The sequence below is a fragment of the Acinetobacter sp. C32I genome (genome assembly GCF_023702715.1).
Taxonomy (GTDB): Bacteria; Pseudomonadota; Gammaproteobacteria; order Pseudomonadales; family Moraxellaceae; genus Acinetobacter.
The window spans coordinates 4,045,932-4,060,614 of record NZ_CP098480.1 but is presented as its reverse complement, the minus strand read 5'-3'; the positions used below and the strand labels follow the sequence as shown (position 1 = coordinate 4,060,614).

Sequence of the window (14,683 nt, the reverse complement as noted above, 5' to 3'; positions counted from 1 at the left end):
CACATGACTGAAACGACTCCACCACAAATTAATCAAAAACTGCAAATACAAACATGGTGGTTTACTGCGCTACTGATTGCAGTCAATGTCGGATTATTTGGCTGGCAAATTCTTTCAGGGGTGAATATTACCGACCCTGCCCCAGTAGATGCAATCGCTTGGGGGGCAGATTTTACTCCACTGACCTTCACAGCTGAACCTGAACGCTTATTCAGCAGCATGTTTTTCCACTTTGGCATGATTCATTTAATGCTGAATATGTGGGCACTTTATATTTTCGGCAGTGTTGCCGAACAACTATTTGGACGAAGCTACTATATTGGTCTGTATTTTCTTGCAGGCTTAATGGGCAGTGTACTATCGAGCTATTTAAGCATTCGTGATGGCTATGAACTGTTGCAGCACTTTGATCCAAATCTATTACCACGCATCAGTGCAGGTGCATCAGGCGCCGTGATGGGCTTAGGCGCAGCATTAACTGTCGTGTCCTTATTTCCACCTTTACCGCAACAACGTTTCTGGCTCGATAAGAAATCATTACTGATGATCATGGGGATTAACTTAGTCTTTGGTTTTACCGTTTCAGGCATTAATAATGCCGCACATATTGGCGGTATGATCATGGGAGCTTTATTAGCTGCGACATGGTATTTCAGCCAAAAAATGCAAAACAAAGGCTTATTCCAGATGATCGCCTTAGCTATTGGACTGCTGCTACTTACTGCATTTTATTGGTATTGCACAGTGTTAAGCACAGGACTCAATCCTTTATGGCATGAAATCCTGCGCCAAAATCAGTCAACATTTTAAGACTGATTCATTTCTCTTAGACTTTGTAAGGGTGGAATATCGCATAAATAACTCAGGCGATAACGGCCGATTAAAGTACAAATGATCATCATGCTCAGCGGTAAGATCAACCAAATTTCAGGATGCCATTGCACGGCCATTTGCATCCTGTGACTGGCAATTGCACTGATTGCCTCTGCAAACAAACACGCCACCACACCTGACAACAATCCAATAAAACCAATTTCAAGACTGAGCATCCGTTTGAGCTTATTCTTGGCAACACCAAATGAACGTAATAAAGCGACTTCTTTACGACGCTCATCCATCAGCACATTTAAACATGCAATCAGTACCAATACACCAGAGAAGCCAACCAATGCAGCGAGTACCGTGACAATCTGTACCAGCACATTCACCAAGCGTTTAATTTCATCCAGAATCCGTCCGACATCAATAAAGACGGTATTGGAAAATTGCTGAATCAATTGCACCATTTTCGGCTGATCGGCAGGTGGCAAATAGAAGCTGCCTAAATAACTGCCCGCGTTTTCATCCATGGTTTCTGGTGAGAAGATGAAGAAAAAATTCGGACTAAAGCTTTCCCATTCGACAGTACGTAAGTTCACCACCGTTGCTTCTAAGGTTCCTTCAGGCAGGCTAAAACTGAGTTGATCACCAATTTGAATGCCAAGCTCATGCGCTGTTTTTTCTTCAACCGACACTTGTCCTGCTTTGCTAAAGTTTGCAACCCCTTGGGTAATCACATTGTCTTTGGGGTAAAGACTGGCTTGAGTCAGATTGAGCTCACGGCGTAGTGAATTGTTTTGCTTAACCAACTCTGGTGCAAATGCATGACCATTTTTAGCCAGTAGCCGTCCGCGAATATTGGGATACAGTGGCGTTGATTGCCAACCATTTTGCTCAATCTGTTGCTTAAACTGGGGCATATCAAACGGCGGCAAACCATAAACAAATTGGTTCGGCGTGCCCACAGGCAATTGCTGTTGCCAGCGTTGCAGCAGATCGGTTCTCAATACACTCAATACCGTAATCAAACTCAGGCCTAAAGCCAGTGCGGTGATCTGCAAAGCGGTTTGATGTGGAATCCGTACATAAGCCGCTAGAGGATGTTTCAGTTGTTTAATCGCTTTGAGTAGCAGCCAAATCACAGCATACATCATCGCGCAAAGCAGTAAGATTGCGCTGAGTACCAACAAGCTCAACTGTAGGTTATCACTCAACACCAAACTAAACAGAATCAAGCTGACAATACCAATCGCAAACATTGCCACATAAGACTTCCGTGAACGCTCCTGTTGGCGAATCACCCGAATCGGTGGTGTGTTTAATAATTCCCAAATGCTTGGCAAAATAAAGCCAATCAACACCATCACACTGGTAAAGATCGCAATCGGTAAGGCATAAAGTAGATCGACGACTGCGAAGCTCAATTGCAGTTGCGGAATCAATTGCAACATCAATTGCAATAAACCATAACCCAAAGCAATCCCAATCAAACTTCCTAACACAATCGACAAAGCACTGACGATTCCAAGCAAGGCAATATAGGCCAATAAAATTTGTCGCTTACTCGCCCCCAAACAACGCATCAATGCAATATGATCTTGATTCTGCTGTACATAACGCTGACTGGTTAAAGCAATCGCGATACCACAGAGTAAAATGGTCAATAGATTGGCCAGCTGTAAGAAAGTATCCAAATTTTCAATCGGCTTCATTAGACGGGTATTGGATTGGCTGGCATCTCTAAGTTTCAGTGAGCTTTGTTCACCTTCAAGTTGTTGCTCTGCAGCCTGGTCCGTACCTTGTTCATCTTTCTGAGATTGTTTAAAAATCTTTTTATAGGTCTTGATTGGTTCAGGTTCACCCGCAAGCAGCAATCGATATTCAATTCTGCTTCCAACCTGAACTGCATTGGTTTTGGCAATATCGGCTTGGTGAATAATCACCGTTGGAGAGAACCCTGAAAATCCAGTCTCTTGATTAGAATCACGTTCAATAATGCCGGTGACCTTCAACTGAGCATCGGCAATTGCAAGTGGCTCCCCCATTTTTGCATGTAATAAATCCATCGCCCGTTGACTTAACCAGACTTCTCCTGGTTGTATCGCCTGTGCTTTGGGCTGAATCACCAACTGACCACGTAAGGGAAAATTTGCATCTACCGCTTTGACATTCACCATCACAAATTGATTTTGGGTATGTGCCATTGAGCTAAATACGGTCACTGGAGCATGTTTTAACTTCAGTTCATCTGCCTGTTGCAACCAATTCGGCTGAATGGGGTCTTTGTCTGATAAAACCAGATCCCCACCCAACATTTCAGCCGCTTGTAGCGCCACCGCATTTTGTACTTGAGTATTACTAAACTTGAGCGCCGTGGTTGCACTGATTGCCAAAGACAAGGCAATAATCAGCAGATATAAGCCCCCAGTACGAAAACTTTGTAACAGTAAGGGTTTCAGGACTGAACTCATACTCCCTCCTGCAACTTGACGATTTCCTGAATTTGGCCATCGGCGAGTTTGACATGGCGTTGGCACAATGAAGCTAAGTTTTGATCATGAGTTACCAGTACTAAGGTCGTACCGAGTTCCCGATTTAAATCAAATAACAGTTGCTCAACCTCTTCTGCAGTTTGTCCATCCAGATTCCCTGTGGGTTCATCTGCAAAAATGATTTTTGGCTCTGCAATTAACGCCCGTGCAATCGCAACACGTTGCTGCTCTCCACCTGAAAGCACTTTCGGCGTTTGCTGCGCTTGTCGAATCAGTCCGACCCGTTCCAACCACGCTAGTGCTTTTTGTTCTGCTTGCTTGAAATTAAAATCGGGTTGTAACCGTAACGGCAACATCACATTTTCCAAAGCGCTTAACTGTGGCAATAACTGAAAAGATTGAAAGACAAAGCCAATATTTTCCAAACGGACACGGGCACGTTGTTCTTCAGTAAGCGTATGAACAGCTTCGCCGCAGACCCATAATTCGCCCAGACTCGGTCGATCCAATGTCGCGAGAATACCTAATAGCGTTGATTTCCCCGAGCCCGAACGGCCAGTAATCGCAATCTGTTCACCTTGATAGATATCTAAATTTATATCTTTTAAAATGCTCAGACTTTGCTGATTGATTTGAATGTTTTGTGTAACTTTTTGGGCAGAGATAATCGGTTGTGGCATGATGTCACGTATCCTTTAGGACAAATTTGAAATACGATGCAAAAATCTAAAGTTATCTGGTCACTATCAAAAGCTGTGGGAATCATCGCCATTGGCTTGATTCCAACATTGGTTTCAGCAAAGACTATTTTAATTTTGGGTGATAGCCTGAGCGCAGGTTATGGCATCGATGTAAAGCAAGGTTGGGTGCAATTATTACAACAACGCTTAGACCAACAGTATCCGAAACAACACAAAGTGGTCAATGCAAGTGTCAGTGGTGAAACCACCAGCGGTGCATTAGCAAGACTTCCGAAGTTATTACAAACCTATAAGCCTGAAATCGTGGTCATTGAGCTGGGTGGCAATGATGGCTTACGTGGCCAACCGCCACAAATGATTCAAAAGAACCTTGCTCAATTGGTACAACTGAGCCAAAAACAGAAAGCCAATGTTTTACTGTTTGGTATGAAAATACCACCGAATTATGGGACAGCCTATAGCACGGCTTTTGAAAATAATTACAAAATTGTAAGTCAGCAATATAAAGTGAAACTGTTACCGTTCTTCCTTGAAGGTGTGGCTGGGCAGAAACATTTAATCCAGAATGATCAAATCCACCCCAACGCCAAAGCGCAACCGATTATGCTGAATATGGCTTATCCCTATATTAAAGGCGCCTTATAAGCACTAGTTGAGTCGCTCAAGCTGCTTAGCCGATATTTTTCTTAAAATACACCACACGTTCAGTTTCATGAAAACCGAGTGTTCGATGCATTGCATGGCTAATATGATTGTCCAGCGCTGCATCTGAAGCGAACTCAGTACATGCAAATTGTTTCGCCCATTCCTCTACGAACTGAACCAACTGGGTCGCGATACCTGAACGGCGATATTCAGGTAATACATAAATCCCTTCAAGAAAAGCCACAGGTGATGTCTCTGTACCATTCACATATTCATATCGAATCGAAGCTTCCAACATGCCAATTGCTTGTTGGGTGTCGGTATAAGCCAATAACTGTAAAGTATCGGTTTGTTTAAGTAGCTGGTGCATTTCCTGTAAATGCGCATCTTCATGATCAGGCCAGAGCAAACTTCTTAATGCTAGCCAATCTGATAATTGTGATTCAGATATCGGCATAATATTCATAGTGGAGCTGCTCTTTGAGTGAAACATCCAAATTTTATTAATGAAGTATAAAGCATGAATGATAAAATAATGGCGAGTCTCTCAACTCGCCATCTGCTTTAAAAATCGAAGAAACTGACTTCACCTGTTTCCAGTGAATATTCAGCGCCAACCACAATCATTTTGCCTTTCTCGATCAGACTTTCCAGCACGGCTGAACCATGACGTAATTGATTCACTGAAGCAAAGACATTTGAACGAACCGCATGAGCCGACAGTTTTTTCAAATCATTTTTTAAATCTGTTTGCATTAAGATTTCAACCGAAGGACGTACCCGATTAACAATCGACATCAAATTTGACGATGGTGGTTGCTGTGGGTTCATCAAAGTATCAATCGTCGCTTGAATCGCGCCACAGTGACTATGACCTAATACCACCACAACAGCACAATCATAACGCTCTGCCGCAAACTCAACACTCCCCACCTGTGACGGCGCAACAATATTGCCGGCTACACGAATCACGAACAAGTCACCTAAACCTTGGTCAAACACCATTTCCGCAGGTACTCGGGAATCAGAACAACCTAAAACAATCGCAAAAGGATTTTGTTCACTTGCCATTTCGGCACGTTCTTGGTGAGACAATAATTTTTGTTGAACTGCCTCTCCCTTTACAAAACGGGCATTACCAGCTTTTAAACGTTCTAGGGCTTCTTGAGCAGTGAGCATGCTTAAATCCATCTATGGTTGACATGAGCAAATAGTGTAATGTGCGCCTGTTTGAAAGTCACTGACAAAAATAAAAACTCTCTGGACGCTTGCTAATGTTTTAATCAGGGAAATAATGGAAAATTGATGATTTCATTGGCAAGAATTTCCATACAGCTGTAGATTATGCAAATGACTACTTCAGTACTTTCCCCAATAATCAATGGGCGTAAAAATAGATCAAGGACAGAACAATGAATACAAAAAACCAATTTGCAATGCCCTTCCGCAGGACACTCACAGCAGCTTTACTGGCATGCAGTTTGACTACCGTTGCAATCAGCACCACACAAGCTGCGGAAATTGAGATGAGTTTCCAAAACCTACTGCAACAAGAGCGTGCTTGGGCAGGCTTACAAAGTAAAACCTTAAAAGTAGGTGATATTACTTGGTCATATAGTGAAGGTGGCCAAGCAGGTAAACCAATTGTCATTTTGATTCATGGTTTAGCCGGAAGTCGCGATAACTGGAACCGTGTCGCACGAGCCTTAACTGCAAACTACCATGTGGTCATCCCTGACTTGCCTGCCAGTGGTGAAACTCAGGTTCCAAAAGATTTTGATTATTCTGTACCCAACGTGACTGAAAAACTGCGTCGTTTTGTTGAAGCAGCCAACCTCACCGGCCCAGCCCATGTGGCAGGTCATTCACTCGGTGGTTCAATTGCGATGCTATATGCAGGTCAATATCCATTTGAAACCAAGAGCCTGTTCTTGATTGATGCGGCTGGGGTGTATAAATCTGCCACCACGCCTTATCTCAAAGATCCAACTCAAGTAAGAAACATGATTGTGAGCAAGAAAGGAGACTTTAATTTCTTGATGCAGCAAGCCATGTATACACCACCATTCATTCCTAAGGAAATTGCACAAGCGCAAGAGAAAATGATGATTGGTCAGGTTGAGCAAACTCAAAAGATGGTTGATCAAATCATTGCCTTGAATAAGCTCTACACTCCAGATTCATTTGCCTTATTGGCGCGCTCAATTGATGCACCTACCCTGATTTTATGGGGTAAACAAGATAAAATTATTAATGTTGAAGTTGCACCTGAGTTAAAATCACTGCTGAAAAATGCACAAGCACCTGTACTCTTAGACAATGTTGGACATATGCCAATCTTGGAAGCAGATCAATTGGTGGTTCAGCAATATCTACCTTTCCTCAGTAAGATTCAGGCACAAAAGCCTGCAGTAACACCTTCACCCTAAATTTAATGAGCGATTTGAGATTTTATGTCGAAACAACCCATGATAGAACAACTGATTGATGCACAACTTGATTTTCTAGAGCAGGAGTTTGCACAGGCAGAAACTATTCAACACGAGTTTAAACAGTTCTATCATTGGTTACGCTTACAACAGTTACAGCATCTTTGGTCGTTTGAACAAATCTTTGAGCTGATTGAAAAGCAGATTTTGGCTACGCCTGCCAGTCCATTTTTAATCGAACAAATTGCTGAACATATTCGTTTTGCCTTGATTCATCCGATCAATGAACAAACCACGATTGAACAGGTCATTCCTGTCCTGACCATCGACTCAATTGCACAATATGTAGCAAGCAAAAGTGGTCATCGGCAGCGTTTGATTAAAACAGTGGTGAACAACCCTGCTTTTTCTGCATTGATTACCCAACTGATTCAACACTCAATCCAAGATTATCTGGATAATTCCATGTCAAAACGTGTTCCTGGGGTTGGACATTTTATGAAAATGGGAAAATCTGTTTTAGAAACAGTGACCGATTCCAATCTGAATGACACCATTAACCACTACTTACAAAAGAACATTTTAAAAATCAGTCAAATGAGTGAAAAAGTGTTAAATCAACACTTTAACGATGACAAGCTTTACCATTTTCAGGCCAACCTCTGGCATAAAATTAAAGTCATGCCTTTATCGGTCTTGCGTAATTATGTCGAGGTACAAGATTTACCTAAGACAGTGGGTATGGGACATGAAATTTGGGAGCATATCCGTCAAACCCCTTACCTAAAACAGCAAGTACATGACGGCGTCTATGCATGGTATGCACGTAATCAGGAGCGCACTTTTGATCTTTTACTGCGTGACCTGAATATTGATGAAGCCTTGATTGAAAATGAGCTTAACCATTTGCTCAGTCCTGTTTTACAGCAAGTGATTACAACTGGTTATTTGAGGCAGCGTGCCCGCGTGTATTTAGAGAAGTTTTATGATTCTGAAACCGTAAATCAAATCTTAAATAAACAAGGATAAGGCATTTGCTGCCCTATCCTTTCCTTATTGTTATTTAAAAGCTATAAGTCACGCCAAGATTGTAACGGCGACCATCTAATACATAATTATAGGCTGCTGTATCAATCTCTTTATCAAACAAGTTATAGATCCCCGCAGCCACTGCGATATTTTGTGTAGGCTTATAATTGACCCCAACATCCACCATAGTATACGCAGGTTTACCTTTCGCCATTGCAGTACGGCTCAAGTAATCTGAGGTTTTACTACGATAGTTAATACGTCCCCAGCTTGAGAACTGATCATTAATTTCCCAGTCTGCAGTGGTATTAAACATATGCTTTGGCATTTCATTTAAAGGCTTGCCTTTATTCACGCCACTCTTTTGTTCAGTGTCAGTGAAAGTATAATTTGCACTCAAATTCACATTAGGGAGGACTTTCCAACCAAAGGTTGCTTCTGCACCACGCATACTAGCCTTATCAACGTTCTCACGTAAGCTAACAAAGTCGAACTTCTCGCCTAACCAATCACAACTCAGTGATCCAGATGCTCCCTGACAGGTTCTAACCTCAGTGATCTTGTCTTTAAACTCACTATTAAACAGCGTCAATCCTGCTGTCAAATTATCTAAGTTATCCCAGTTGAAAGAAACTTCATAGTTGACACTTTTCTCTGGTTTTAGATCAGGATTCCCTACAATCACGCCTTTACTCTGACCACCACCCGTTGCTTGACCCCACTCTGCAACTGTGGCACGAAGTGCTGGTGTTTTATAACCTGTAGAAACCCCACCTTTAATCACCCAATTATCATTTAAACCCCAAACGCCATAGACTTTTGGACTCCAGTGATCACCAAACTTTTCATCTTTATCTAAACGAAGAGATGTAGTTAGGGTGAAATCATCCACAATGTTCCAAGCATTTTCAGCAAACAAGGCCCAACTATAACGATCAAGGTTCGAGACTGGCTTCGCTCCACCCACACTTAGCTGATTGCCTTTATCATCTAATTCTTCTTTTAAATACATACCACCAAAACTAAGACTATGGCGATCAAAATTAATTTTATTAAGAGTGTTAAATGTAGTATTGATTGCTTCCATATTGCGTGATGGATTTTCATTTTCCTCACGTTGAATATATGAGTGTGTTTCTACTACACCGATCTGGCCACGATGGGTTAAGCTATATTCGGTACGATAATAATCTGTAAGCGAATTAGTAGGTCGGTTCCGCCCTGTCTGTACTGGAGAAATACTCTTTCCAACCGTTGCATCTCGATTTTGAATTGAACGTTGATACTCCAAATCAATGGTGTGATCATCGTTCGGTGTTAGGCTAAATGCAGCCCCACCCGCACGAATTTTTTGCTTGCTATAACCACCATAAATTTCATCTTCATCACGCTGCGAATACAGGCCATTGGCTTTAAAAGATAATAGATTTGCGATCAAAGGGCCTGCAATATAGGCATTGGTTTGGTATTGATTACCTGAGTCAGAATTTTCCTGCAATGTGGTATCAAGCTTGATTGATCCAGTCCATTCATTGCTATTCTTTTTGGTAATGATATTAATTACACCACCCATTGCATCTGAACCATATAAACCAGACATTGGACCACGGATGACTTCAATACGTTCGATCGCACCAATATTTGGCAACCAGCCCTGTTCAATCCCCGAATTATCACTATTTGGTCGTACAGAGCGGGTATTTACTTTTTTCCCATCGACCATAATCACAGTATAGGCACTCCCCATACCACGAATACTGATATCACTTGAGCTCCCACCACCCGTTACAACAACCCCTGGGACATCTTTAAGTGCATCCGTCACATCACGATACGCTTTTTTATTAATTTGTTCATGTGTCAGTACCGAAATCGAGGCTGCCGCTTTTTTAATATCTTGTTCAAAGCCACTTGCTGTGACAACAATCTTGTCTAATTGCACTGCATCTTTATTAGTTTGAGTTTCTGCTGCATGTGCAACTGTCATCATACCGCTCAACACAGAAATTGTGAGTAGTGATTGACATACTATTGTATTGGACATATTCCCACCTAATTCAGAAAAAATCTTAAGATTTGCTTAAAAATTCATGAGAATTCTAACAAAAAACAAATAAAACTCAATAAAAATGATAATTATTATTATTTATAAATTCATTTTGTTTTGTATACATCTCTTTATAGAATAAAGAAAAATCATCTCAGTTTTGATTAGGTAATAAAAAAAGCCCTCAAAAGGACTTTTTTTATTACGTTCATTTTCTAGCAATTATTTGAAATAAGCGCCTTCTGCTTGTGTATGATCGGTTTGGTCCACTACACGCTGCAACTCTGGCACATGCTGTCTTAAAGTGGTTTCCACACCTTGCTTCAAGGTAACATCAATCGCAGAACAACCTTGGCAACCACCACCGAATTTCAATACAGCAGTCAGACCATGTTCTGGATCATTATTCACTTCGACTAAACTACAATTACCGCCATGTCCTTCCAGACCTGGATTAATTTCAGATTGCAGTACATAGGTAATACGCTCTTCAATTGAAGCGTCTGGACCAACACGTGGCACTTTCGAGTTTGGTGCACGGAAGGTTAATTGACCACCAAAACGATCTTTGTTGTAGTCAATCACTGCATCAACCAAATACGGAATTGATGGCGCATCAACATAAGCAGGAAAATTAGGATAATCCTGTTTATAGTCTGTTGGCACCACTTCTTCAGGTGCACTATATGCCATACAACATTCAGCACGTGGAGTACCAGGATGCTCTACAAAAACACGAACGCCAATTCCTGGGGTATTCTGCTTTGCTAATAAATCACCTAAATACTCTTGTGCAGAGGGAGTAATTAAAAGGTTTGGAATTTCTTCTGCGACAGCAGTGTTGGTGTTCTCAGTCGACATAACAATAATCCTCAAGCTGATGTCGTTATATTAACCGAAGATGGAGGGTAATTAAAAAAAATCAACCATTTTTGTAGGAATTCTATGCAAGATCATTGTTTATTAAGTTTTTAATGGCATTATTGCTTAGACACTGATCAATTTAAAACCTATATGTTACATCTACCCTTTGGTCACACTGTGACTCTGATCATTATTACCGTTGCAATTTCCTTATTGGCCTTCTCCAATCAGGCGGTGATGAACCGTTTAATTTTCTGGCCTCCCGCAATGCAGCGTGGACAATATGATCGTTTTATCACGCATGGCTTTATTCATGCCGATGGTACGCACCTCTTGTTCAATATGATTACGCTGTTTTTCTTCGGCAATATTATTGAAAGCTTCTATCGTCAGTTTTTCTATGACATGGGCTTTGTTTTGTTCTATTTGGGCGGATTGATTGTCGCGATTTTACCGAGCTATCTAAAACATCGCCATGATGCACAATGGGCGAGCTTAGGTGCTTCTGGTGCAGTTTCAGCAGTCCTGTTTGCCTATATCCTGTTCCAACCTTGGAACTTGATCTTTGTGTTCTTCATTCCTGTTCCTGCAATTATTTTTGCGATTTTATATGTAGCTTATAGCATCTGGTCAGGTAAACGCGGCAATAGCAATATCAACCACAGTGCGCATCTCTGGGGGGCTGCTTATGGTGTGGTGGTGACCATCATCTTGGAGCCAAGGGTTATTCCTCATTTCTTGAATCAACTCACCAAAATCCCATTTTAAATTATCTTAGAAATAAGCCCTGTATTGGGGCTTTTCTTTTTTTTAGATTAACAATCAAATTTTAATTATTTTTATCATAAAAATCATCTCTCTAAACTCGCCCTAATTCTTTGATAAAATTAAGTCGATTCTCATGTCTCGTAACAGCCTTCTGAGCACACTTTCAATTGCATTATTTAGCCTTTCGATTTCAGCATGCAGCAATAATGATTCTAATGACTCCAATACCGTGGTTGAAACCAAGAAACAACCCAATATTTTATTCATCATGGCAGATGACTTAGGCTATTCCGACTTAGGCGCTTTTGGTGGGGAAATTCATACCCCGAATATCGATGAACTGACCCGAGCAGGTCGTATTTTAACGGATTATCATACCGCTCCAACCTGCTCTCCAACACGCTCACAATTGATTTCGGGGACTGATCACCATTTAGCAGGGATTGGTGCAATGGCTGAGCTCACACCTGAGCATCTAAAAGGTCAACCGGGTTATGAGGGTTATTTAAACGAACGCTCACTCTCGATTGCCGAAGTCCTGAAAGACAATGGTTATCGAACTTATATCAGTGGCAAATGGCACTTGGGTTTAACCGATGCAACCAACGCCCATGCCAAAGGTTTTGATCATTCATTTACGCTATTGCAAGGCTTAGACTTACATTTTAAACAAGCACCAAGTGCCTATAAGCGTAATGCAACGTATACAGAAGATGGCAAACAAGTGCCGATTTCATCCTTACCTGATGATTTCTTCTCTACCAACTACTTCACCGACAAACTGATCAGCTATCTAGAATCAGGTAAAAACTCAGGTAAACCGTTCTTTGCCTATGCGGCTTACACTGCACCGCATTGGCCTTTACAAGCACCTGCTGAATATCGCGATCGTTATCGTGGTGTTTATGATGCTGGCTATGATGTGATTCGCGATGCACGCATAGCCCGCCAAAAACAACTCGGACTAATTCCAGCAAATTTTAAAGCGGCAGAACCAATCGAAACACCAAATGCACCACAAAAATATGCTAAGTGGAATGAGCTTTCAACCGAACAAAAAGCGCTTGAAGCACGCAGAATGGAAATCTACGCCGGTATGGTGGAAAATCTGGATGCCAATATTGGTCGAGTGATTCAGTATCTAAAACGTAATAACTTATATGACAACACTTTAATTTTCTTTGTTTCCGATAACGGTGCAGAAGGTTTTATTCGTGGCAATTATGGGGCTGAGTCAGGTTTTGATAACAGCATTAATAACGTGGGGACATCAAGCTCTTACCACTATGTTGGGCCACGTTGGGCTGAAGTCAGCGCTGCACCCTTCCATCTCTGGAAAGACACTGCAGGTGAAGGCGCAACCACAGCACCTGCAATTGTGAAGCTCCCTTATCAAAGCAAAGCCCAAGCCACGCATCATGGCTTTGCCTCAGTCTTGGATGTGTTCCCAACTGTCCTCGACTATGCCAATATTGCCGTCCCACAAGGTCAATACAAAGGCCGTCAAATCAATACCCCAAGCGGCTATTCGTGGAAACCTGTACTCGATAATAAAGCGCAAGCCATTCGCCCTGCCAATTTCAGTTTTGCCGATGAACTGCATGGCAGTAAATATGCATGTCAAGGCGACTGGAAAATTGCATTACAAGGCAAGTCAGAACTTGGCACAGGTACTTGGGAATTGTATAACCTTAAGAATGATCGTGGTGAAACTCAGAATCTTGCTCAAGATCAGCCTGCTAAGCTACAAGAACTTGTTGATATCTATAACAAATACACTCAACAAAATGGCGTTCAGGAATATTTCCGTAAATGAAGTGGATTTGCTTTTTAGTTTCAATCAGCAGCCTGTCCCTCGTGACAGGCTGTAGCAAAGCGAAGCCTGATCCTACAAGTCATGCAGCTATGCAAAGTAGCTCAGTAGTACAGCTAGGCTCGTTGTCTCAATGCCAACAGTATTCGGGCTTACCTGAGGCATGGCAAAACAGTAAAACCGCGGGCATGGTGCAGATTCCCAAAGGTTCATTTCAACTGGGTTCAAACTTAGCCTACCCTGATGAATTGAATTTTGGCCAAGCACAACGCCAAGTAGCAGGTTTTTGGATTGATCAAACCGAAGTGACCGTTGCTCAATTCTCCAGTTTCATCAAAGCTACAGGCTATATCACTGATGCTGAAAAACAGAAACAGGCTGCGGTATTTTCGCCAGATACAAATAATCCAAAACAATGGTGGCAGCTGAAAGCAGATTACACATGGAAAACGCCGAATGGTGTTCAGGGTCAACCTCCATTACCTTCTGAACCTGTTCGCTATGTCACTCAAAATGATGCAGAGCATTATGCCGTTTGGTTGGGTCGGGATTTACCTACAGAGCAAGAATGGGAATACGCTGCCAAGGCTGGTTCGAAAACCGACACCCCTTTACACCAAGCACCACAGGATGCCCATCAACATCCGCAAGCCAATTATTGGCAAGGTGAATTTCCTTTCAATAATACGGCTGAAGATCATTTTCAAAGTGTCGCACCCGTCGGCTGTTACCCTGCTAATGCCTTTAAGCTGTTCGATATGATTGGCAATGTCTGGGAATGGACCTCATCTGTTTATCACGGCGCACATGATCAGCACATGGGCAATTATGCAGAACTGCGTCAACAAAACAGCACCGCAACACAATACGTGCTGAAAGGTGGCTCTTTTTTATGTGCCTCCAACTTTTGCGCCCGTTATCGCAACAGCAGTCGCTATCCACAAGAATTTGATTTGGCGGCTACGCATGTCGGATTTAGAACTGTTTTACGTACAGCCGAATGATACAAATCTCTGTTAAAAACCTGCATCATTCTGCTAGCTGAAACCGACTGATCGATTTACAGTAGAAGGGAA

At 42.0% G+C, this 14,683-nt stretch carries 13 protein-coding genes; 7 read left to right on the top strand and 6 right to left on the bottom strand.

From position 1 onward, the window contains the following. The first annotated feature begins 3 nt into the window (after positions 1-3). Entirely contained in the window at positions 4-810 is an 807-nt protein-coding gene (locus NDN13_RS19270) for a rhomboid family intramembrane serine protease (RefSeq protein WP_251116593.1), read from the top strand. Here NDN13_RS19270 and NDN13_RS19265 read toward each other — a convergent pair. Beyond that, positions 807-3,290: an ABC transporter permease gene (locus NDN13_RS19265; protein WP_251116592.1), complete on the bottom strand. Its 2,484-nt coding sequence runs from the start codon at positions 3,288-3,290 to the stop codon at positions 807-809. The genes NDN13_RS19270 and NDN13_RS19265 overlap by 4 nt on opposite strands. Continuing rightward, positions 3,287-3,991: an ABC transporter ATP-binding protein gene (locus tag NDN13_RS19260; RefSeq protein WP_251116591.1), complete on the bottom strand. Its 705-nt coding sequence runs from the start codon at positions 3,989-3,991 to the stop codon at positions 3,287-3,289. Before NDN13_RS19260 ends, NDN13_RS19265 begins: the two co-directional genes overlap by 4 nt. A gap of 36 nt (positions 3,992-4,027) precedes the next feature. Between NDN13_RS19260 and NDN13_RS19255 the strand changes: the two genes are divergently transcribed. Continuing rightward, a complete protein-coding gene (locus NDN13_RS19255) occupies positions 4,028-4,657 on the top strand; it encodes an arylesterase (protein ID WP_171549269.1) in 630 nt (209 codons plus the stop codon). A gap of 25 nt (positions 4,658-4,682) precedes the next feature. On the opposite strand, the gene aac(6')-I is transcribed toward NDN13_RS19255, so the two are convergent. Then, positions 4,683-5,123: an AAC(6')-Ighjkrstuvwx family aminoglycoside N-acetyltransferase gene (gene aac(6')-I / locus NDN13_RS19250; RefSeq protein ID WP_171549270.1), complete on the bottom strand. Its 441-nt coding sequence runs from the start codon at positions 5,121-5,123 to the stop codon at positions 4,683-4,685. Between the two features lie 98 nt (positions 5,124-5,221). Beyond that, the gene (locus NDN13_RS19245) at positions 5,222-5,836 is read right to left on the bottom strand and encodes a carbonic anhydrase (RefSeq protein ID WP_004652048.1); all 615 of its coding nucleotides are present in this window, start codon (positions 5,834-5,836) and stop codon (positions 5,222-5,224) included. 233 nt (positions 5,837-6,069) lie between these two features. Here NDN13_RS19245 and NDN13_RS19240 point away from each other — a divergent pair, with 233 nt between their 5' ends. Continuing rightward, positions 6,070-7,086 carry an alpha/beta fold hydrolase gene (locus NDN13_RS19240; RefSeq protein ID WP_251116590.1) on the top strand — a complete coding sequence of 339 codons (1,017 nt, stop codon included), beginning with the start codon at positions 6,070-6,072 and terminating at the stop codon, positions 7,084-7,086. A 24-nt stretch (positions 7,087-7,110) separates the two neighbouring features. Then, positions 7,111-8,115, top strand: coding sequence for a hypothetical protein (locus NDN13_RS19235; RefSeq protein WP_251116589.1), 1,005 nt, complete (start codon positions 7,111-7,113; stop codon positions 8,113-8,115). Between the two features lie 34 nt (positions 8,116-8,149). Here NDN13_RS19235 and NDN13_RS19230 read toward each other — a convergent pair whose 3' ends face one another. Beyond that, the gene (locus tag NDN13_RS19230) at positions 8,150-10,159 is read right to left on the bottom strand and encodes a ligand-gated channel protein (protein ID WP_251116588.1); all 2,010 of its coding nucleotides are present in this window, start codon (positions 10,157-10,159) and stop codon (positions 8,150-8,152) included. 225 nt (positions 10,160-10,384) lie between these two features. After that, positions 10,385-11,023: a Fe-S biogenesis protein NfuA gene (gene nfuA, locus NDN13_RS19225; protein ID WP_004652044.1), complete on the bottom strand. Its 639-nt coding sequence runs from the start codon at positions 11,021-11,023 to the stop codon at positions 10,385-10,387. Positions 11,024-11,176: 153 nt separating this feature from the next. On the opposite strand from nfuA, the gene NDN13_RS19220 reads away from it, so the two are divergent. From NDN13_RS19220 to NDN13_RS19210, 3 genes are all read left to right on the top strand, one after another. Further along, positions 11,177-11,794, top strand: coding sequence for a rhomboid family intramembrane serine protease (locus NDN13_RS19220; RefSeq protein WP_251116587.1), 618 nt, complete (start codon positions 11,177-11,179; stop codon positions 11,792-11,794). 133 nt (positions 11,795-11,927) lie between these two features. Next, positions 11,928-13,610 (top strand): arylsulfatase, encoded by a 1,683-nt coding sequence (locus NDN13_RS19215; RefSeq protein ID WP_251116586.1) that lies wholly within the window; start codon positions 11,928-11,930, stop codon positions 13,608-13,610. Beyond that, the gene (locus NDN13_RS19210; protein ID WP_251116585.1) at positions 13,607-14,611 is read left to right on the top strand and encodes a formylglycine-generating enzyme family protein; all 1,005 of its coding nucleotides are present in this window, start codon (positions 13,607-13,609) and stop codon (positions 14,609-14,611) included. Before NDN13_RS19215 ends, NDN13_RS19210 begins: the two co-directional genes overlap by 4 nt. Positions 14,612-14,683 lie beyond the last annotated feature (72 nt).

Coding starts and splice junctions, on each gene's coding strand:
- NDN13_RS19240 (WP_251116590.1), top strand. CDS start 6,070: ATGAATACAAAAAACCAATTTGCAATGCCCTTCCGCAGGACACTCACA.
- NDN13_RS19260 (WP_251116591.1), bottom strand. CDS start 3,991: ATGCCACAACCGATTATCTCTGCCCAAAAAGTTACACAAAACATTCAA.
- NDN13_RS19245 (WP_004652048.1), bottom strand. CDS start 5,836: ATGCTCACTGCTCAAGAAGCCCTAGAACGTTTAAAAGCTGGTAATGCC.
- NDN13_RS19220 (WP_251116587.1), top strand. CDS start 11,177: ATGTTACATCTACCCTTTGGTCACACTGTGACTCTGATCATTATTACC.
- NDN13_RS19215 (WP_251116586.1), top strand. CDS start 11,928: ATGTCTCGTAACAGCCTTCTGAGCACACTTTCAATTGCATTATTTAGC.
- NDN13_RS19210 (WP_251116585.1), top strand. CDS start 13,607: ATGAAGTGGATTTGCTTTTTAGTTTCAATCAGCAGCCTGTCCCTCGTG.
- NDN13_RS19265 (WP_251116592.1), bottom strand. CDS start 3,290: ATGAGTTCAGTCCTGAAACCCTTACTGTTACAAAGTTTTCGTACTGGG.
- NDN13_RS19270 (WP_251116593.1), top strand. CDS start 4: ATGACTGAAACGACTCCACCACAAATTAATCAAAAACTGCAAATACAA.
- NDN13_RS19230 (WP_251116588.1), bottom strand. CDS start 10,159: ATGTCCAATACAATAGTATGTCAATCACTACTCACAATTTCTGTGTTG.
- NDN13_RS19235 (WP_251116589.1), top strand. CDS start 7,111: ATGTCGAAACAACCCATGATAGAACAACTGATTGATGCACAACTTGAT.
- nfuA (WP_004652044.1), bottom strand. CDS start 11,023: ATGTCGACTGAGAACACCAACACTGCTGTCGCAGAAGAAATTCCAAAC.
- NDN13_RS19255 (WP_171549269.1), top strand. CDS start 4,028: ATGCAAAAATCTAAAGTTATCTGGTCACTATCAAAAGCTGTGGGAATC.